The organism is Marinobacter zhejiangensis (genome assembly GCF_900114775.1).
Classification (GTDB): domain Bacteria; phylum Pseudomonadota; class Gammaproteobacteria; order Pseudomonadales; family Oleiphilaceae; genus Marinobacter; species Marinobacter zhejiangensis.
On the sequence record NZ_FOUE01000004.1, the window covers coordinates 68105 to 87079 of the forward strand.

Genomic DNA, 18975 nt, shown 5'->3' on the forward strand with positions numbered 1-18975 from the left:
GTTGGTAGCAGTTTATCCAGCGCCCAGGCTTTGTGGGCAAGCTTTGACCTCCTCAAAAAGAACAACGTCTGACTCGCCGGCGTCCCGGGTTCGGGCCACTGGCATTCTTCCTGACGCCCGATGGTGTCCTTCACCGAACTACGGCGATAGGCCAGGCGGTACCGCTATTTCCCTCCTGGTTGTTCACAATATCAGCCTTCCCCCTGGGCAGTTTGGTGGCGACCAGATTGAGCGGTTTTTCTGCAACCGCCTTGACCCTTCCGAACACCCCTATTTCGAGACAATTGCGGGCCTTCAGGTGTCTGCCCACCTGTTGATCCGGCGGGATGGTTCAGTCGTTCAGTTCGTAAACCTGAAAGATCGGGCCTGGCATGCGGGGCGCTCCAGTTTCTGTGGCCAGGAGGAGTGTAATGACTACTCGATTGGCATTGAGCTAGAGGGGGCGGATGATGTCCCTTACGCACAGCCGCAATACCACGCTCTGGCCAGGGTTGCCAGCCTGATCATGGCGGCATGGCCAGAGATCACTCAGGATCGCATTACTGGTCACAGCGACATCGCGCCTGGCCGCAAGACCGATCCCGGGCCTGCTTTTGACTGGGAACATTTTCGTCATCGCCTTGCCGGGCACTAGTTGAGGTTGAACGTACTATGCCATTGCTGATTTTTCTGTTGGCCTACGTCGCTCGCCGCCGCCTTGATGCGATGGGGCGCTTCGATATGGATCCTTTTTTTTCCTCGATGTTCAAGCGAGTTGCGCCAGACTCGGGGGACGACAACGGTGCTGCGGGAGTGTTTCTGGTTGCGTTCGCCGGGCTGGGGCTGATTGTGCTGGAGTGGACGGTAGCGAGCCGAGGTTGGTCTGTTCTGAGTTATCCGGTTGATCTTTTCCTGTTGCTGGTACTGATGGGCATTCCTGGCTGGCAGGGCGCGTTAAAGGTTTACGGCGATGCCTGGTTGCGGGGGGATATGCAGGCGGCCTGGCACCATGTCAGAGATTACTTGCCTCCGGCCGAACGTGGTCAAGGGGTATCACCGGACGCTATGCACCTGTCGTTTTCCAGCCAATTGCTGACGGTCGTCTTCGAACGCTATTTCCTGGTGGTCTTCTGGTACGTCATTGGCGGCATAGGGTTAGCAGTGTTTGTTCGCGGTGTCGTTGCACTCAGAGACCTCTGGCCACAGCCCGCTGTGCGCGACCGGTTTTCCCTGCTGGTTGAGATTGTTGCCTGGCTGCCCGCACGCCTGCTGTCATTCAGCTTTGGCCTCGCCGGCGATTTCCCCGGCTGGCTCAAGGAGGGGCGCCGTTATGCGTTCATGCCTTCTGTCAATGCCCGGACCGTATTGTTTAGCGGTGCAAACAGTGCCTTGACCGGTTATGCGCTGAACCCCAAACGCTTTGCCAGCCTGCACCCGGATGAGTGGCTGGAATTTGGTGGGCGGAGCTTGAATGCCATTCGCGATTTACTCAATCGCAGCATGGTGGTCTGGGTGTGCCTGCTTGCTCTGCTGGTGATCGCTGGTTGGTTGTGAGCTGCATTTGACCCGCGGATTCTGGTGGGAATAACGACATTACATAAAATTTTACAGTCAATTGGCCTAAAGATTTGCCAGAATAGTGCGACAACTTAAGTAGCAGCCTAAAACTTTGGGCTTAAATAACCAAAAAAAACCAAGAATCATAAAAACAAGAATTCCAACGGAAGTTGCCCGTGCTGGGGGAGATTGCGTGAAGAGTTTCATCTATCCTGCGGTAGCGCTGATGAACCGGCTGCCCATGTTCTATAAGTTCAGCTTGATCAGCATTCTGTTTCTGCTCCCTATCGGGGGGCTTTCATACCTTGTCGTTAGCGCGCTGAACCAGTCTGTGAGCACACTGACCCGTGAGATCGAAGGGCTTGAGCATGTGCGTCAGGTGGATCATTTGCTTGAGGCGGCTTATCGCTATCGTGACTACCGTGCCGCCGGTAAGGTCAAGAATGAGGCTGGCCTGATCAGCGAGTCCGAACAGGCGGCAGAAGATATCGAACAGGCGCTGGCTCAGCTGGTGTCCGGAAGTTCCGAGTTTGATGTCGACGGCAACTGGCTCCAGCAGGTTGAGAGTCTGCAGTCTGAGTGGGCCCGTCTGCGTAGCGAAGATGCCTACCTTGGCAATGTCGAGCCTCAGTTCAACTACTATCAGGAGTTTGTTCAGAAAGCCCGCGCCTTGCTGACGTCCACCCTAGAAATTTCGGGGCTGGGGCAGGATGCTTCTCAGGAAAACCTGGTCCTGCTGAAACTGCTCAATGAAACGTCCCAGGACGCCAGGGGAGTCATGGGTAAGGCGCGTAGCTTCGGAGTCTTTGCGCTTCTGGAAGGGCAGGTAGGGTACGCCCTTAGTGAGGTCCTGAACGAAGTCTACGACGGCATGACCAATGGCTACGCCCAGTTTGGTCCGGCGCTGGCGGTTGCGGTCGGTGCCTCCAGCCGATTTGGCTCTGAAGCCGATGGCTTACTTGAGGACGCAAATGAGAGCCTGATGGTGGTCCGGGACTCTCTCGATGTGAACGTGATTACGCCCATGCGCCTTGAAATGCCCTGGCGCGACTTTACCAATGGGGTGGCAAGTCAGTTCGATTACCTCACCGAATTGAACCAGTTGGCACTGGGGGTTGTAGAAGAGAACATCAATGGCCGTCTGGTGGATGAGACCAACCAGCGTACCTTTATTTTCGTGGCGCTGGCGATTGTATTGCTGGTGGTGGTGTACCTGTACGTAGGCTTCTTTGTGTCGGTCCGCACTGCGATTGGCCGGTTCAGCGATGCGGCCCGTACGGTGGCCGCTGGTGACATGACTGTCAGGATTGACCTCGATAACCGGGACGAGCTTGGTAGCCTGACCACCGAGTTCAATAATATGACCAGTAAAATGGCGGACCTGATCCGCTCTGTCAGCGCCACAACGGCGGATGTGGATCAGCAGGCGAGCCGGGTCAACGACACCGCAGCGATGAGCAGTGAAGCCTCTGCCCGCCAGATGGATGAGACCAATCAGATCACCGACGCTATGCAGCAGATGGTGGATGCAGTTCAGGAAGTGGCGGAAAGTGCGCTGCGGGTGTCTGACAGCGCGGGTGGGGCGGAGCGTGATACTGAAACAGGTCGGGATGTGGTTGCTGATACGGTGAATACCATCAACCAGCTGGCGACTGAGATCAACGGTGCGGTTGAGGTAATCAATCGGGTCAGTCAGGACAGCGACAGCATCAGCCAGGTGCTGGTCGAGATCAAGGCTATTGCTGAACAGACCAACCTGCTGGCCCTGAATGCTGCCATTGAAGCGGCTAGAGCAGGGGAGCAGGGTCGAGGGTTCGCCGTGGTGGCTGACGAGGTGCGTTCATTGTCTCAGCGTACCCACAAATCGACGGAAGAAATTGAGGGTATGATTTCCCGGCTGCAAAGCGGTGTGAAGGATGCTGTGGCAGCCATGACCAACAGCCACCAGGTGACCGAAACCACGGTTGGAAAATCGGCTGAGGTAACCGAAGCCCTGGATCGCATCGCCCAGGGAATCAGCACCATTGTCGATATGAGTCACCAGATTGCCCAGGCAGCGGAGGAACAGTCCGCGGTGGCGAAGAACGTCAATACCAACGTTGAGCAGATTGGCACCCTGGGACAGCGTACCGCGGCGAATGCGGAGGAAACTCTGGGGGCGTCCCGTGAGATGTCTGACCTGACGGCATCTCTGCAGCGCCTGGTAGAAGCGTTCAAGGTCTGAGTGGCTAAACCACGGTAGCGAGATCGAGATAGGTAGGGCCTGACGTTCGTCAGGCGCAGGTCCGGTTTGCGGGAGTCGGAGTGATCAGTCTCCCTGTAGATCGGATTTTTTTTGTTCCCACAGAATTTCCTCACCGCCGTTGCGACGGGCTAATACCCTTGCCACGACGAACAGTAGATCAGACAGACGGTTCAGATATTGGCGGGCTTCATCGTTGATGGTTTCTTCCTGACCAAGGGCGACGACGATCCGCTCGCCTCGACGACACACCGCTCTTGCCAGATGACATTGCGCCGCTGCTGGTGAACCGCCTGGCAGGATGAAGTTTTTCAGTGCCGGCAGCTCCTCATTATGGTGGTCCAGCGTCTGTTCCAGCCAATGGATGTGGTCAGGGCTGATGATTCGGCTGCCGGGGATGGCGAATTCTCCGCCCAGGTCAAAGAGGTGGTGCTGGATTCGGCGAAGCGGGTCAATGAAGGTATCGTCGGCTGTCAGGCCTTCCAGCAGCAGCCCCAGATGGCAGTTGAGTTCATCGACTGTGCCCATCGCCTCAACCCGTAGGGCGTTCTTGGGGATTCTGTTACCGTCTGCCAGACCGGTGGAGCCATCGTCACCGGTTCGGGTGTAGATCTTCGAAAGTCGGTTGCCCATTCAGGTGTGTCCTGTGTCGTCAGTCATTGGTCAGTATCTTGACCTGTTCCGTCAGCATTCGGTTAACGGCCAGGTCGAGGCCAAGTTCTTTCCCTCGTCGGGTAACGTAGCCGTTGATGAAATCAATCTCGGTTGGCCGCTTGTGCAGCGTGTCAGCGCGCATGGACGAGGTGTTGGCCGCGGTTGCCCGGGCGACGGCTTCAATGTTTTTGCGCAGCTCAATCGAAGATTTTGGCACCATGCCTTCGGCTGCCATGAGTTGCTGGAGTTCCAGGCACAGTGCATCGATATGATCCAGGTAGAACGGATGCTGGAGGATATCGCCGTTGGCGCAGTTCAGTATCGCCGTGAACGGGTTGATACCCGCGTTGATGATCAGCTTTTGCCAAAGCCGTTGCTGGATATTCGGCTCGCTGGCGATAGCCAGTCCGGAGGTCGACAGGTGCTCCAGTAGCTTGGATTCAATGCCCACTGCGGCGTCTGTTAAAGGACCAAGCCAGGTTTGGCCCTTGCCGGCATGGACGGTGAACTCGTGCGTGGGGCGATTGGCACCTTCCGTAGTGACCGCCGCGAGTATGGGGCGCTCGGGCCACTGAGCGGCAACTTGTTGCTGACTGCCCATGCCGTTCTGGAACAGGAGAATAGGCAGGTAGTGCGGTAACTCGGAAACGTGCTCCTTAAGCGCAGCCAGTGTGTCAGGCGCCTTTGTGGCTACCAGCAGACAGCTTGCTTTGGGGAGGTCGTTCGCTTGGGCAAAAGGAACTTCGACGGTCTGATGGTCGCCGTGGATGTTCTGGAACTGATAGTGATAGGGTGCAGGTGGTGTTGTACCTGCCCGCGCCAGGAAGCGGGTCTGGCCGGCAGGCAGCGAAGCTGCCCACAGGCGCCCCATGGCACCGGCCCCCAGGATCAGGGTTAGCCCGTTATTGGCGGGCGTAGATTCCTGGTGGCGCGGTGCCGGCATGGCTTACATGGCCTCAATGGCTTTGCGCTGCTCGCTCAGGCGGGCCTGGCTGCCTTGGGCGTCACGGAGCTTCTCCTTTTCCTTTTCCACAACCTCGGCAGGCGCCTTGGCGGTGAACTTCTCGTTCCCCAGCTTGCCTTCCAGGCGGCCAATTTCCTTGGTCAGGCGGTCCAGTTCCTTGTCCAGTCGAGCCAGTTCGGCTGTCTTGTCGATCAGCCCGGCCATGGGCACAAGGACTTCCATCTCGCCCACCAGCTGGGTGGCAGACATGGGGGCTTCCCCGCCGTCAAACCAGTCCAGGCTTTCCAGCTTGGCCAGGGAAATCAGGAACTGTCGGTTTTCGTTCATGCGCCGTTGATCGTCAGCGCTCTCGCCTCTCAGCAGCACCGGAATGTGCTTGGCCGGGGAAATGTTCATTTCACCGCGAATGTTCCGAACGGCAATGATGACCCCTTTGAGCCACTCGATGTCGGCGGTCACGGTGTCATCCTGGCGGCTGCTGTCGGCCTGGGGATAAGGCTGCGTCATGATGCTGTCACCCTGCTTGCCGGCCAGGGGTGCAATGCGCTGCCAGATCTCTTCAGTGATGAACGGCATGATCGGGTGAGCAAGTCGCAGGACCGCTTCAAGGACCCGTACCAGTGTCCGGCGCGTGCCACGTTTGGCTTCTGCGCTGGCGGCGTCATCACTCAGTACCGGCTTGGACAGTTCCAGGTACCAGTCGCAGTACTCGTTCCAGATAAACTCGTACAGGGTGTGGGCGGCCAGGTCGAAGCGATACTGGTCCAGGTGACGGATCACCTCCTGCTCACAGCGCTGCAGTTCGGCGATGATCCAACGATCGGCCAAGGACAGTTCTACCGGCTCGTTGTTGGCGCCGCAGTCCTCTCCCTCGGTGTTCATCAGTACGTAGCGGGCCGCGTTCCACAGCTTGTTGCAGAAGTTGCGGTAGCCTTCTAGGCGGCGCATGTCCCAGTTAATGTCACGACCGGTCGAGGCAAGGGCGGCCAGGGTAAAGCGCAGGGCATCGGTGCCATGGGCGGCGATACCTTCCGGGAATTCCTTCTCAGTGCGCTTGCCGATTTTCTCGGCCAGCTGCGGCTGCATCATGTTGCCGGTACGTTTCTCCAGCAAGGTCTGCAGTTCGATACCGTCGATCATGTCCAGCGGGTCAAGGACGTTGCCCTTGGACTTCGACATTTTCTGGCCATGCTCGTCGCGGATCAGCCCGGTGACGTAAACCGTCTTGAACGGTACCTGTGGAGTGCCGTCTTCGTCCTTGATGAGGTGCATGGTCATCATGATCATCCGGGCGACCCAGAAGAAGATGATGTCAAAACCGGTGACCAGCACATCCGTGGGGTGGAAGGTTTGCAGGCGTTCGGTGTTCTCCGGCCAGCCCAGGGTGCCAAAGGTCCACAAGGCAGAGGAGAACCAGGTGTCGAGTACGTCGTCGTCCTGCTTCAGTGCCAGGTCGGCGGCCAGGCCGTATTTTTCGCGGACAGCGGCCTCGTTGTGGCCAACATAGATGTTGCCCTCAGCATCGTACCAGGCGGGAATGCGGTGACCCCACCAAAGCTGGCGAGAGATACACCAGTCCTGAATGTCGCGCATCCAGGAGAAGTACATGTTTTCGTATTGCTTGGGCACAAACTGGATGCGCCCGTCCTCGACCGCTTCGATGGCCGGCTTGGCGAGGGTTTTTGCATCGGCGAACCACTGGTCGGTCAGCATCGGTTCGATGATCAGGCCTGAACGGTCGCCACGGGGAACGTTGAGAACGTGATCCTCGACCTGCTCCAGCAGACCGGCGGACTCAAGGTCGGCAACGATCAGCTTGCGGGCTTCCTCACGGGTTTTGCCGGCATAGGCGGAAGGCAGGGTGCCGTCGATCTCGTCGTTGGCGCTGCCGTCGGAATTAAACACTTCGCCGACACTGCGGATGTTCGCATCCTGAGTCATTACGTTGATCATCGGCAGGTTGTTGCGTTTGCCAACGGCGTAATCATTAAAGTCGTGGGCCGGTGTGATCTTGACGCAGCCGCTGCCCTTCTCGGGGTCCGCATGATGGTCCGCGATAACGGGGATTTCGCGGTTAACCAGTGGCAGTAGAACCTTCTGGCCGATCAGGTGCTGATAGCGTTCGTCGTCCGGATGAACGGCAACTGCGGTGTCGCCAAGAAGGGTTTCCGGCCGGGTGGTGGCAACAACCAGATAGTCTTTGCCATCCTTTGTGGTGGCGCCGTTGGCCAGTGGGTAGCGCAGATGCCAGAAATGGCCTTTTTCTTCCTTGTTTTCCACTTCCAGGTCGGAAATGGCGGTATGAAGTTTCGGGTCCCAGTTTACCAGCCGCTTACCGCGGTAGATCAGCCCCTCGTCGTACAGACGGATGAACACTTCCTGAACGGCCTTGTAAAAACCGTCGTCCATGGTGAAGCGCTCATGCTCCCAATCCACGGAGTTGCCCAAACGCCTCATCTGGCCGGTGATGGTGCCGCCGGAGTGCTCTTTCCAGTCCCAGATTCGTTTAATGAACTCTTCCCGGCCCAGGTCGTGACGGGTTTTGTCTTCCTCAACCGCCAGCTTGCGCTCTACCACCATCTGGGTGGCAATACCGGCGTGATCGGTACCCACCTGCCAGAGTGTGTTGTTGCCCTGCATGCGCTTGTAGCGGGTGAGGGTGTCCATGATGGTGTGCTGGAACGCATGGCCCATGTGCAGACTGCCGGTGACGTTGGGCGGCGGAATCATGATGCTGTACGGCTGCCCTTCGCCGGATGGGCGGAAGTAACCTTTGGATTCCCAGTTTTCGTACCACTGGCGCTCAATGTTTTCTGGCTGGTAGGTTTTTTCCATGGGTTTTGCTGGTGACCGGTTTGGTTGATGAAGTTCGAAAAATTTAAGACCGGCAATTATACATGCTCGGCGAGGGCGCGGCGAACCCTGGTATACCTTACCGCTTACGGAAGTCGTGTACCCGGGGCTCAATGCCCATGGCACGTAACTGTTTGTATTGCGTGCGGGCCTGATTAAGTACGGTAGGCTCGTTATGGGCAACCAGGGCGAGGCGCTTGAACTGATCGGCATTCGCCGGGAGTGTCGAGGCCAGCATTACCACTGTGTCCCATTCGTCTGCAGCGGGAGGGCAGAGTAGCAGCCCCACCGGATCGGTGCAGGTGATGGCCGGGTCGGCCACCACGCTATGAGGGATGAAGGCATCCGGGCTGAACTGCCAGAGCAGGTCGTCCAGCTCCTGAGCTTGCTCAGTGTCTTCACACACAATGCACACCCGGTCGCCCTGTTGCCAGGCCTTGTCCACCAGCCGCACCGCATGCAGGTTGCGGGCGGCGGGGGTGTTCTGGGCCAGGATATGAAACCAGTAAGACTGGTCGCCGGAGTCCTGGCCGGTACTGACCGAATTACTGTTCTGCATGGGACATCAGGTAGTCAACCAGCAGCGGGACAGGGCGGCCTGATGAGCCTTTGGCCTTGCCGGAGTGCCAGGCGGTGCCGGCGATGTCCAGGTGAGCCCAGCGGTATTCCTTGGTGAAGCGTGACAGGAAGCAGGCGGCGGTGATGGTGCCTGCAGGGCGTCCACCAATGTTCTGCATGTCGGCGAAATTGCTGTCGAGCTGAGACTGGTATTCGTCCCAGAGGGGCAGGCGCCAGGCGCGGTCGCAGGCACGCTCGCCGGAGGCCAGAAGCTCGTTGGCAAGGTCGTCGTCATTGCTGAGCAAACCGCTGGCGTGGTGGCCCAGGGCAATGATGCAAGCGCCGGTCAGGGTGGCCAGGTCGATGACCACTTCCGGGTCAAACCGTTTGACGTAGGTCAGGGCATCGCACAGCACCAGGCGGCCCTCGGCATCGGTGTTCAGGATTTCAACGGTCTGGCCGGACATGGAGGTGACAATGTCTCCCGGACGGGTGGCATCGCCGCTTGGCATGTTCTCAGCGGCAGCAATGACAGCAACTACGTTGATCTTGGGCTGCGTTTCGGCCAGCACTTTCATAGCACCGAACACCGAGGCGGAGCCGCCCATGTCGTACTTCATCTCGTCCATGCCTTCGCCGGGCTTGAGGCTGATGCCGCCGGTATCGAAGGTGATGCCTTTACCGACCAAAACGTAGGGCTTGTCTTTGGCCTTTCCACCGCGATATTCCATGACGATCAGGCGGGCGGGCTGGGCGCTGCCTGCAGACACCGCGAGCAGGGTATTCATGCCCAGCTTCTTCATTTGCTTTTCATCAAGCACGTCGGTCTCGATGCAGTCGTAGTCCTTGGCCAGCTTCTGGGCTTGCTTGGCCAGCCAGGTCGGGTGGCAGATATTGGGCGGGGTGTTGCCAAGGTCGCGGGTAAAGTTCATGCCCTTGCCGGTTGCCAGGCCAAGTTCGAACGCACCTTTGAGCGCTTTCGTGGCGGCGGAGGCCAGTACGGTAACTTTCTTGAGCTTGCGAACCGGCGGCTTCTCGGATTTGAACTCACTGAAGGTGTACAGCTGTTCTTCGAGAGAACGTCCGATCAGGTTCAGACGGTTGTTTTCGGAGCTGGCCTGCTCGTCACCGACGGTCAGGGTGTCGGCAAGGGCGATGACCACATGCTGGGCGACACCATCCTTGATCTGGGTTATGGCTGCGGTGACCGCCTTGCGGAAATTGGTGGGGGTGCGGTCTTTGTCAGAGCCGGTGCCAACAACCAATACGCGCGACCAGGGTTGCCCAACCAATGGGATCAATTGGCTGCTACCGCGTTTGCTGGAAATGTCGCCACTTTTTTCCAGTTGACCCAGCAGTCCACCCAGAGCTTCATCCACCTGTTGGGTGGAGGCTGGCCATTCCCCCTTCTCGGGCAAGGCAATGACGATGCTATCTGCTTTAATACTGGTGATGGGTTTACTGCTCAGAGCGAAATTCATGGCAACTCCCGAAAATTTAATGTGTTTGCTGCCCCAACATTGGGGCGCGGCTGACAGAGTTCAAGCTCTTGACCGCCTTCTCTGTGCCGGGGAAAAGCGTCCGGCTGGTCTGTCATTCGCCGGTCAGGTTACATAGAATACCCCACATTCAAAATGTTGCACCTAACCTGAAACACTCCGGCCAGAAGAGACGTCCTTGAGCATAGTTTTCCGTTACCTTACCCGACAAGTCATGGTTAGCATGCTGGCGGTATCCGGCGTGTTGCTCATGGTGTTTATGAGTGGCCGCTTTATCAAGTACCTCGCGGATGCGGCCGCTGGCAAGATCTCCGGCGACGTGCTGTTTCTCATCATGGCCTACCGCTTTCCCGGGTTTCTCGAACTGATCCTGCCGCTGGGTTTTTTCATCGGCATCCTGCTGGCCTACGGGCGAATGTATCTGGAAAGCGAAATGACCGTGCTCTATGCCTGCGGGGTCAGCGACCGGCAGGTGCTGGCGCAGACGCTGATTGGCAGCCTGCTGGTAATGCTTGTGGTCGGTTTTATGAGTCTCTACCTGTCGCCTTGGGGCATGAAGCAGGTAGAAGGCATCTTTAATGAACAGCGCAATGCAACCGAGTTTGAATTGCTGGCTCCGGGGCGTTTCCAGACCCTGTCCTCCGGTGGGCGTGTCACCTATACCGAAGCTCTGAGCGACGACAAGCGCAAGCTGTTCGGGGTTTTTATCGCCGAGTTTAATCGGGGGCAGCCCGGTTTAACGGTGATTACCGCCGATGTGGGTTCGCAATTGGTGGACGAGAACACCGGTAGCCGGTTCCTGGTGCTGGAAGGCGGGTCTCGCTACCAGGGTGCGCCAGGACGACTGGATTACCAGGTCACCACGTTTGATGCCTATGGCCTGAAAGTTGAAGGGGGTGACGCTCGTGAACGCCGGGATGAAGAAGCACTGAGTACCCTTGAACTGCTTGAATCCGACGACCCAAAAGATCGTGCCCTGCTGCACTGGCGGCTGTCCCTGCCACTGATCGTTCCGATCGTGACTCTGTTGGCGGTGCGCCTGAGTCGGGTCAATCCTCGCCAGGGGCGCTTCTTTCACCTTCTTCCGGCCATGCTGGTTTACATTCTCTACCTGGGGCTGCTGATTGTTGCCCGTGATGCCCTGGAAGATGGCAAGGTGCCGGAATGGATCGGCATGCTCTGGGTTCACGCCTTGTTCCTGGCATTGGCGCTCTGGCTGCAGTTTGGGCCCGATTGGCTCTATCGCCGGCGTATGATCCGGGAGGGGCAGGCCCATGCGTAAGCTTGACAATTACGTGATGCGCACCGTTGGCGGGGCGATGTTCCTGGTCATGGTGGTGGTGCTGTCGCTGGACCTGATCTTTGCTTTTATCGCTGAGCTGGACGATACCCAGGCCGAGTATCAGACGCTCCAGGCCTTGATGTATGTCTTCCTGACCCTGCCGCGACGAATCTACGATTATCTGCCGCTAGGGGCCTTTATGGGGTGTCTGGTAGGCTTGGGCGCGATGGCCAGCTCCTCTGAGTTGACCGTGATCAGGGCGGCCGGTGTCTCCATTCGGCGGATTGTCTGGTCGGCCATGAAGCCAACGTTGGTGATCGTTTTCATTGGCCTGCTGATCGGTGAGTACGTCGCGCCTCCAAGCGAGCGGCTGGCCCAGAGTCAAAAGGCAGTCGCGAGAGGGGCTAGTCAGAATATTGCGTCGTCAGGGGGTATCTGGCATCGGGAAGGTGATACGTTTATTCATCTTAATGCCGTCGAACCGAACGGCGTATTGCACGGTGTGACCCTGTTTGAGTTTTCCGATCGCCGTTCGATGGTGAAAGCCACATTTGCGCGGCGAGCGCTCTACCAGGGTGACCACTGGCTCCTCGAAAATGTGCGAACTACGGTGTTCTCAGACCTGTCGACCAGTCGCGAACGCCAGCAACAGTTGCGGTGGGACACAGGGCTGACTCCGTCGGTGCTCAGTGTACTTATCGTTAAGCCGGAAAACCTGTCTGTCGGGGGGCTGTACACCTATGCCTCCTACCTGGATGAGCAGGGGCTGAGTTCATCGAACTACTGGCTGGCGTTCTGGAAGAAAGTGTTGATGCCGTTAGGCACCGCGGTGATGGTGCTGGTGGCAATATCGTTCATTTTTGGTCCCTTGCGCTCGGTCACCATGGGGTTCCGGGTGTTTACGGGACTGATTGTCGGGTTGTTGTTCAAGTACATGCAGGATTTGCTGGGCCCGATGAGTCTGGTGTTCGGCTTCAATCCGGTGATTGCCATCATGGCGCCGATCGCCATCAATGCCCTGGTTGGGGCAGTCCTGATGCGAAGGGCAGGCTGACCCGCAGGTCAGCTGCTCTTTTCGTTGGGGTTGGGTACCCGAACCATCTGACTTTTCGACAGCCGGTCCGTCAGTGACTCGCCATTGATGGGCCAGAACACGGCGATTAATGCGGGAGTCAGAATGATCAGGGTCCAGCTACCCCAGTTGTAAAGGCAAAGCAGGGCCAGGAACAGGCTTATCGCCGCTACCATGAAGCGCTTCAGGGCCTGGCTCCAACTGATGGAAATGCCGTTGAGGTTCTGCACCCGAATCCGCCACACCTGCATACCCAGTGTTTGCCCGTTCCGGGTCCAGAAATAGCCAAAGAAAAAATACAGGACAATAAACAGAACGCTGCTGAGGAGCGGGTCTGCGCCCATGGCCCCGGATTCCGTCATCTCTTTGTATTTTTCGAAGCCTACAGCGAAGGCTGCAACCATGGTGTAGGCCCAGGCTGTTACCAGCAGTACCGCAATGCAGATCAGTCCATCATAGATCATGGCCAGGCTGCGCCGAAGCATGGGCGCCGGTGGCAGTAGCTGGTCGTTGTCATGAAATCGGCGGGGCATGGAGCTCTCCTGGCAACAGCTTAGGGTGATGTCGTGGGTGTTTGAGGGACGCGAGTATACCCCGATTGGGTGTCAGGCGCAGTCCCGTGGCGCGGGAGTTCCTCCTGACCGTTGAGAAGTAATCCGTTTTTCCTGCCAGCGGCCTATGCTAGAGTAGCGGATTTGCGCCGCCAGACACTTGCACACGGGTGTCCTCAGGGATTCAGGCGCACCATCCTCTTCTTAACAGAACGGCTGATATTTCCATCAGGGCAGGGTCTATGAAAACCGCAGATTTGCGACAGGCATTTTTCAACTATTTCCAACAACAGGGCCACACCGTTGTGCCGAGCAGCTCACTGGTGCCTGCGGATGACCCCACCCTGCTGTTTACCAATGCGGGCATGAACCAGTTCAAGGACGTTTTCCTGGGCCGGGAGTCCCGCGACTACACCCGTGCGACGACAGCCCAGAAATGTGTGCGTGCCGGAGGTAAGCACAACGACCTCGAAAATGTTGGTTATACCGCCCGTCACCACACCTTTTTTGAAATGCTGGGCAACTTTAGCTTTGGCGACTATTTCAAGCGTGAAGCCATTAACTTTGCCTGGACATTCCTGACCGGTGATGACTGGCTCAAACTGCCCAAAGAAAAGCTTTGGGTGACTGTGTATGCCTCCGATGACGAAGCTTTCGATATCTGGGCAACGGAAATGGGTGTGCCGGAAGAGCGCATCATCCGCATCGGTGACAACAAGGGTGCGCCCTATGCGTCCGACAACTTCTGGCAGATGGGTGACACCGGTCCTTGTGGCCCCTGTACCGAAATTTTCTATGATCATGGCCCGGATGTAGCGGGTGGTCCTCCTGGCAGCCCGGATGAGGATGGCGATCGATACATCGAAATCTGGAACGTCGTGTTCATGCAGTACAACCGCACCGCGGACGGTGAGATGCAACCACTGCCCAAGCCTTCGGTAGACACCGGCATGGGACTTGAGCGTATTGCCGCTGTTATGCAGGGCGTGCATAGCAACTATGAGATCGACCTGTTCGAAAACCTGCTCAGCGCGGCGTCCGAGGTGCTGGGTGGTGTTGCAGCAACCGAAGCCTCCCTTCGTGTTGTGGCTGACCACATTCGTTCTTGCTCCTTCCTGATTGCTGATGGCGTGATGCCGTCGAACGAGGGGCGGGGGTTTGTGCTGCGGCGGATTATCCGTCGTGCTGCGCGTCACGGTAACAAGCTGGGTGCCCAGGGCCCGTTCTTCCACAAGCTGGTAGGCGCGTTGGTGAACCTGATGGGGGATGCCTATCCGGAACTGGTTCGTACCCAGGCGCAAATTGAAAAAGTTCTGCTTCAGGAAGAAGAGCAGTTCGCCAAGACTCTGGACAAGGGGCTCCGTCTGCTGGAGCAGGATATTGCCGAACTGGAAGGAACCACCATCCCAGGTCAGACCATCTTTACGCTGTATGACACCTACGGTTTCCCGGTTGACCTGACCAACGACATCGCGCGTGAGCGTGGACTGACCCTCGATTATGACGGTTACGAAGCGGCCATGAACGATCAGCGCGAACGTGCCCGCGCGGCCAGCAAGTTCGGCATTGATTACAACGCTGGCCTGCGACTGGATGGCAAGACCGAGTTCACGGGTTACGAAACGGTTGATGGCCGTGAAACCGTGCGGGCGGTCATCGTGGGCGGTGAAGAACGGAGCGCCAAGGCGGGTGATGAAGCCATCATCGTTCTTGAGAAGACCCCGTTCTACGCCGAGTCTGGTGGCCAGGTGGGTGATACCGGCTTGCTGACTTGGGAAGGCGGTCAGTTTAAGGTGACCGATACCCGCAAGGAAGGGGATAACCACATCCATATCGGTACAGTGCTTGAGGGTGAGGTCGCGGCGGGTATGACTGTGGATGCCCGGGTCGATCACGCCCTCCGTCAGGCGACCGCCCTTAACCACTCTGCGACCCATTTGCTGCATGCGGCTTTGCGTAAGGTGCTGGGCGACCACGTTACCCAGAAAGGCTCTCTGGTTGACCCTGAAAAACTCCGCTTCGACTTCTCCCATTTCGAGGCGGTGACGCCGGAAGAGTTGAAGGAAATTGAGCGCCAGGTAAACCAGCAGGTGCTGGCCAATACCCCGGTTGAAACTGAAGTGACCGACATGGAGCGGGCGCAGCAGAAAGGTGCGATGGCCCTGTTTGGTGAGAAATACGGTGATAGCGTACGGGTACTCAGTATGGGAACCGATGCGTACTCTGTTGAACTGTGTGGCGGTACCCACGTGTCCCGTACTGGTGACATTGGCCTGCTAAAGATTACCTCTGAAGGTGGCATCTCCTCAGGCGTTCGCCGAATTGAAGCGGTAACCGGGCTCAATGCCTTGTCCTGGGTGGACGAGAGCGACCGTAAGCTCCGCGAAGCGGCGCAGCTGGTCAAGGGAACCCGGGACAGCCTGGTCGAGAAGGTTCAGTCTACTCTGGAGCGGAATCGCCAGCTTGAAAAGGAAATGGAGCAGCTGAAATCGAAGCTGGCCAGTTCCGCAGGCTCCGACCTGGCGGCATCGGCGGTTGAGGTTAAGGGGCTTAAGGTGGTTTCGGCGATGCTTGAGGGTGCTGACCGCAAGGCCCTGATGGATACGGCCGACCAGTTGAAGAACAAGCTCGGTGAAGGTGTGGTGGTTCTGGCGAGTGTGGAAGATGGCAAGGTCACTCTGGTAGCTGGTGTCACCAAGTCTGCGACCGGTAAGGTCAAGGCGGGAGACCTGATGAAGCACCTGGCTGCCCAGGTTGGCGGTAAGGGCGGTGGTCGCCCAGATATGGCGCAAGGTGGCGGAACCGATCCGGACAAACTGCCCCAGGCGTTGGACGGGGTTGTAGGGTGGGTTGAAGAAAAGCTGTCTTAAGACCATCGACTATTACGTGAACGCCGGCGTACGTATATAATTCCGCCGGTTTGACTGTAGATTGACGGTGCCAAAGGTGCCGTTGTGGGTCCCTGATTGGATATTGGGAATAAAATGGCGCTTTTGGTTCAGAAGTTTGGTGGCACCTCAGTAGGCACCACCGAAAGAATAGAGGCTGTGGCGGATAAGGTCTGTCGCTTCCGTAAAGAAGGGCATGATGTCGTGGTGGTGGTGTCTGCCATGAGCGGTGAAACCAATCGTCTGATTGGTCTGGCCAGTGCAATTATGGATGAGCCTACGCCAAGAGAAATGGACGTGCTGGTCTCAACCGGTGAACAGGTCACCATTGCGCTGCTCTCAATGGCGCTGCAGAAGCGTGGCTGTGAAGCGCGTTCCTACACAGGAAGTCAGGTGCGAATCCTGACGGACAGCACCCATACCAAGGCACGTATTCGCCAGATTGACGAGCAGCGCATGCGCGAAGATCTGGATGCGGGCCGGGTTGTGGTTGTTGCCGGATTCCAGGGGATTGATGAGAACGGCAATATCACGACTCTGGGCCGAGGTGGTTCTGATACCACCGCTGTGGCTCTTGCCGCTGCTCTCAAGGCCGATGAATGCCAGATCTATACCGATGTGGATGGTGTCTATACGACAGATCCACGAGTGGTTGACAGTGCCCGTCGCTTGGACCGCATCACTTTCGAAGAGATGATTGAAATGGCGAGTCTGGGCTCCAAAGTGCTCCAGATCCGCTCCGTCGAATTTGCAGGAAAATACAACGTTCCGCTTCGTGTCCTTTCGAGTTTCCAGGATGGCGGCGGTACCCTGATTACATTTGAGGATGATGAGGTCATGGAACAACCGGTTGTTTCCGGCATTGCTTTTAACCGAGATGAAGCCAAACTGACAATTTCCGGTGTGCCGGACACCCCAGGCAGCGCTTTGGGCATTCTGAAGCCCGTTAGTGAGGCCAATATTGAAGTAGACATGATCGTCCAGAACGTCGGCGCTGATAACCGCACCGATTTCACTTTCACGGTACACCGTAACGATTTTAACCGTGCGCGTGATGTTCTGAATAAAGTAGCGGCCGATCTGGGTGCTCGTGAAGTCAGTGGTGACAACAAGATTGCGAAAGTCAGCATCGTGGGTGTTGGTATGCGCTCCCATGCAGGCGTTGCGACAACCATGTTTGAGGCGCTGTCCCATGAAGGCATCAATATTCAGATGATTTCGACGTCAGAGATCAAAATTTCTGTCGTCATTGATGAAAAGTACCTTGAGCTTGCAGTTCGCGCGCTTCATAGTGCTTTTGATCTGGATAAACCAGAAGGAGAGGCCTGATCAGCGGTTCTCGCTGGCAAAAGGCCCAAGTCCTTGAAATAAGGGCCTGATTCGTAGTGAAAGGCTGAGGAAATCCCTTATAGGGAATTGTTCGCCTTTCAAACTATGAGTTAACCCACTATAACGTTATATAACGATAATTTGTCGGAACTGGTAGCTCTGAAAAGGGAGTATTGGACATGTTGATTTTGACTCGCCGCGTAGGCGAAACCTTGATGGTCGGTGACGATGTGACTGTGACCGTCCTTGGGGTAAAGGGGAATCAGGTACGTATTGGTGTTAACGCACCGAAAGAGGTAGCTGTTCACCGTGAAGAGATATACCAGCGAATTCAGAGTGAAAAAGACTCTGATGAGCCGGAACCCGGCAATCGCTGAGGGTTCTAAAAAAGCCGCCTGAGGGAATCCGAGGCGGCTTTTTTAATGGTCGTGTAACTCCGTAGAAAAAAAAGTGGTGTCAACCCTATGAAAACAGAAATTTTCTGGTAGTATACGCGGCGTTCTCAAGGAGAGGTGGGTGAGTGGCTGAAACCAGTTCCCTGCTAAGGAACCGTACGAGCAATCGTACCGAGGGTTCGAATCCCTCCCTCTCCGCCATTTTCCATTCAGGAAAATGTGGGACAGTTGAGGTAGCACTCAACAGATTTTGATACAGGCGGCTGTAGCTCAGCTGGATAGAGTACCTGGCTACGAACCAGGCGGTCGGAGGTTCGAATCCTCCCAGCCGCGCCATCAAAATCACACAGTTTTAAGCGGCTGTAGCTCAGCTGGATAGAGTACCTGGCTACGAACCAGGCGGTCGGAGGTTCGAATCCTCCCAGCCGCGCCATATCAAACAAAGAACCCTGCCTAGCGCAGGGTTTTTTGTTTGTGTACTCCGGAGCCTGAAAGGATTTGAACCGACAGAGGTTCGACCGGAGCATGCAGCGCATGCGTAGGAACGTCGGAGCTATGCGACGACGGCCCCGAAGGGGTAGGGCCGAAGGCCGTATAATCCTCCCAGCCGCGCCATATCAAACAAAGAACCCTGCCTAGTGCAGGGTTTTTTGTTTGTGGATGCCAGCATCGGGACGAACGGGTGGTCTAAGCTTTAAGAAGAGGGCGCTGAACTCGCGCTTTCGGGGAGGTTTTATGAAGCTGCCTGCTGTGTCTGGATTAGTGGTGTCCTTTGTCTTGTCATTGCTCAGTTGGATGCCAGGGCCTGGTTTGGCTGCTGATGGGTTGCTGGATGGGCTGGTGTTTGATGGGGTACTTCGGGAAACGGAGATGTCCATTGGTGGGGATGATGACCAATTGGTATTTGAGCGCGGCCTGTTTCTTTCCCGGGCGTGCTTGGACTACGGGTTTGGGCAGACCCGATACGAAGCGGTAGAGAAGGATGGCGTTATCCGGTTTGCAGCCATAGCCACCAGTGATACGCATGGCCAGATGGAGTGGCATGGTGAAGTTAGGGGGCGTCAGGTCGAGGCTGAGGTGGTCTGGACCAAGGAGCGATGGTACTGGGATATTCACCGCGAATACCGCTTCTCCGGCGTGATGGCGCCATAA

15 protein-coding genes and 3 tRNA genes are annotated in these 18975 nt (G+C 56.9%); 12 read left to right on the forward strand and 6 right to left on the reverse strand.

Going from position 1 to position 18975, the window contains the following annotated elements; genetic code table 11:
* The first annotated feature begins 43 nt into the window (after positions 1-43).
* The 3 genes from ampD to BMZ67_RS13160 all read left to right on the forward strand — a co-directional run bounded on the left by ampD (position 44) and on the right by BMZ67_RS13160 (position 3760).
* Positions 44-634 (forward strand): 1,6-anhydro-N-acetylmuramyl-L-alanine amidase AmpD, encoded by a 591-nt coding sequence (gene ampD, locus BMZ67_RS13150; protein WP_092023412.1) that lies wholly within the window; start codon positions 44-46, stop codon positions 632-634.
* A gap of 17 nt (positions 635-651) precedes the next feature.
* Positions 652-1533 (forward strand): CobD/CbiB family protein, encoded by an 882-nt coding sequence (locus BMZ67_RS13155; protein ID WP_092023414.1) that lies wholly within the window; start codon positions 652-654, stop codon positions 1531-1533.
* Positions 1534-1729: 196 nt separating this feature from the next.
* Positions 1730-3760 (forward strand): methyl-accepting chemotaxis protein, encoded by a 2031-nt coding sequence (locus tag BMZ67_RS13160; RefSeq protein WP_092023416.1) that lies wholly within the window; start codon positions 1730-1732, stop codon positions 3758-3760.
* Between the two features lie 84 nt (positions 3761-3844).
* On the opposite strand, the gene BMZ67_RS13165 is transcribed toward BMZ67_RS13160, so the two are convergent.
* From BMZ67_RS13165 to BMZ67_RS13185, 5 genes are all read right to left on the reverse strand, one after another.
* Positions 3845-4411 (reverse strand): cob(I)yrinic acid a,c-diamide adenosyltransferase, encoded by a 567-nt coding sequence (locus BMZ67_RS13165; RefSeq protein WP_092023418.1) that lies wholly within the window; start codon positions 4409-4411, stop codon positions 3845-3847.
* A 19-nt stretch (positions 4412-4430) separates the two neighbouring features.
* Positions 4431-5375: a ketopantoate reductase family protein gene (locus BMZ67_RS13170; RefSeq protein WP_092023420.1), complete on the reverse strand. Its 945-nt coding sequence runs from the start codon at positions 5373-5375 to the stop codon at positions 4431-4433.
* Between the two features lie 3 nt (positions 5376-5378).
* On the reverse strand, positions 5379-8231 hold the full coding sequence (locus BMZ67_RS13175; protein WP_092023422.1) for a valine--tRNA ligase: 2853 nt from the start codon (positions 8229-8231) through the stop codon (positions 5379-5381).
* 97 nt (positions 8232-8328) lie between these two features.
* Positions 8329-8808: a DNA polymerase III subunit chi gene (locus BMZ67_RS13180; protein ID WP_092023424.1), complete on the reverse strand. Its 480-nt coding sequence runs from the start codon at positions 8806-8808 to the stop codon at positions 8329-8331.
* Positions 8795-10288, reverse strand: coding sequence for a leucyl aminopeptidase (locus tag BMZ67_RS13185; RefSeq protein WP_092023426.1), 1494 nt, complete (start codon positions 10286-10288; stop codon positions 8795-8797). Before BMZ67_RS13185 ends, BMZ67_RS13180 begins: the two co-directional genes overlap by 14 nt.
* Positions 10289-10484: 196 nt before the next feature.
* On the opposite strand from BMZ67_RS13185, the gene lptF reads away from it, so the two are divergent.
* Together lptF and lptG are read left to right on the forward strand one after the other, a co-directional pair.
* Positions 10485-11588, forward strand: coding sequence for an LPS export ABC transporter permease LptF (gene lptF, locus BMZ67_RS13190; RefSeq protein WP_092023428.1), 1104 nt, complete (start codon positions 10485-10487; stop codon positions 11586-11588).
* Complete coding sequence (gene lptG, locus BMZ67_RS13195; protein WP_092023430.1) at positions 11581-12642, forward strand: LPS export ABC transporter permease LptG; 1062 nt, start codon at positions 11581-11583, stop codon at positions 12640-12642. Before lptF ends, lptG begins: the two co-directional genes overlap by 8 nt.
* 8 nt (positions 12643-12650) lie before the next feature.
* Here lptG and BMZ67_RS13200 read toward each other — a convergent pair whose 3' ends face one another.
* Positions 12651-13193 (reverse strand): RDD family protein, encoded by a 543-nt coding sequence (locus tag BMZ67_RS13200; RefSeq protein WP_092023432.1) that lies wholly within the window; start codon positions 13191-13193, stop codon positions 12651-12653.
* A 260-nt stretch (positions 13194-13453) separates the two neighbouring features.
* Between BMZ67_RS13200 and alaS the strand changes: the two genes are divergently transcribed.
* From alaS to BMZ67_RS13235, 7 genes are all read left to right on the forward strand, one after another.
* Entirely contained in the window at positions 13454-16081 is a 2628-nt protein-coding gene (gene alaS / locus BMZ67_RS13205; RefSeq protein ID WP_092023434.1) for an alanine--tRNA ligase, read from the forward strand.
* A 114-nt stretch (positions 16082-16195) separates the two neighbouring features.
* Positions 16196-17428: an aspartate kinase gene (locus BMZ67_RS13210; RefSeq protein ID WP_092023435.1), complete on the forward strand. Its 1233-nt coding sequence runs from the start codon at positions 16196-16198 to the stop codon at positions 17426-17428.
* 179 nt (positions 17429-17607) lie between these two features.
* Positions 17608-17805 (forward strand): carbon storage regulator CsrA, encoded by a 198-nt coding sequence (gene csrA, locus BMZ67_RS13215; RefSeq protein WP_092023436.1) that lies wholly within the window; start codon positions 17608-17610, stop codon positions 17803-17805.
* A gap of 129 nt (positions 17806-17934) precedes the next feature.
* A tRNA-Ser gene (locus BMZ67_RS13220) sits at positions 17935-18024 on the forward strand.
* A gap of 58 nt (positions 18025-18082) precedes the next feature.
* Positions 18083-18159 (forward strand) — tRNA-Arg (locus tag BMZ67_RS13225).
* Between the two features lie 20 nt (positions 18160-18179).
* Positions 18180-18256: transfer RNA gene (locus tag BMZ67_RS13230), tRNA-Arg, on the forward strand.
* A 302-nt stretch (positions 18257-18558) separates the two neighbouring features.
* Positions 18559-18975 carry a hypothetical protein gene (locus BMZ67_RS13235; protein WP_139214381.1) on the forward strand — a complete coding sequence of 139 codons (417 nt, stop codon included), beginning with the start codon at positions 18559-18561 and terminating at the stop codon, positions 18973-18975.

What these genes read in the sequence shown, in the direction of transcription:
- BMZ67_RS13170 (WP_092023420.1), bottom strand. Translation starts at nt 5,375, where the DNA reads ATGCCGGCACCGCGCCACCAGGAATCTACGCCCGCCAATAACGGGCTA.
- BMZ67_RS13235 (WP_139214381.1), top strand. Translation starts at nt 18,559, where the DNA reads ATGAAGCTGCCTGCTGTGTCTGGATTAGTGGTGTCCTTTGTCTTGTCA.
- lptG (WP_092023430.1), top strand. Translation starts at nt 11,581, where the DNA reads ATGCGTAAGCTTGACAATTACGTGATGCGCACCGTTGGCGGGGCGATG.
- BMZ67_RS13155 (WP_092023414.1), top strand. Translation starts at nt 652, where the DNA reads ATGCCATTGCTGATTTTTCTGTTGGCCTACGTCGCTCGCCGCCGCCTT.
- BMZ67_RS13165 (WP_092023418.1), bottom strand. Translation starts at nt 4,411, where the DNA reads ATGGGCAACCGACTTTCGAAGATCTACACCCGAACCGGTGACGATGGC.
- BMZ67_RS13185 (WP_092023426.1), bottom strand. Translation starts at nt 10,288, where the DNA reads ATGAATTTCGCTCTGAGCAGTAAACCCATCACCAGTATTAAAGCAGAT.
- BMZ67_RS13200 (WP_092023432.1), bottom strand. Translation starts at nt 13,193, where the DNA reads ATGCCCCGCCGATTTCATGACAACGACCAGCTACTGCCACCGGCGCCC.
- alaS (WP_092023434.1), top strand. Translation starts at nt 13,454, where the DNA reads ATGAAAACCGCAGATTTGCGACAGGCATTTTTCAACTATTTCCAACAA.
- BMZ67_RS13210 (WP_092023435.1), top strand. Translation starts at nt 16,196, where the DNA reads ATGGCGCTTTTGGTTCAGAAGTTTGGTGGCACCTCAGTAGGCACCACC.
- BMZ67_RS13175 (WP_092023422.1), bottom strand. Translation starts at nt 8,231, where the DNA reads ATGGAAAAAACCTACCAGCCAGAAAACATTGAGCGCCAGTGGTACGAA.
- BMZ67_RS13180 (WP_092023424.1), bottom strand. Translation starts at nt 8,808, where the DNA reads ATGCAGAACAGTAATTCGGTCAGTACCGGCCAGGACTCCGGCGACCAG.
- csrA (WP_092023436.1), top strand. Translation starts at nt 17,608, where the DNA reads ATGTTGATTTTGACTCGCCGCGTAGGCGAAACCTTGATGGTCGGTGAC.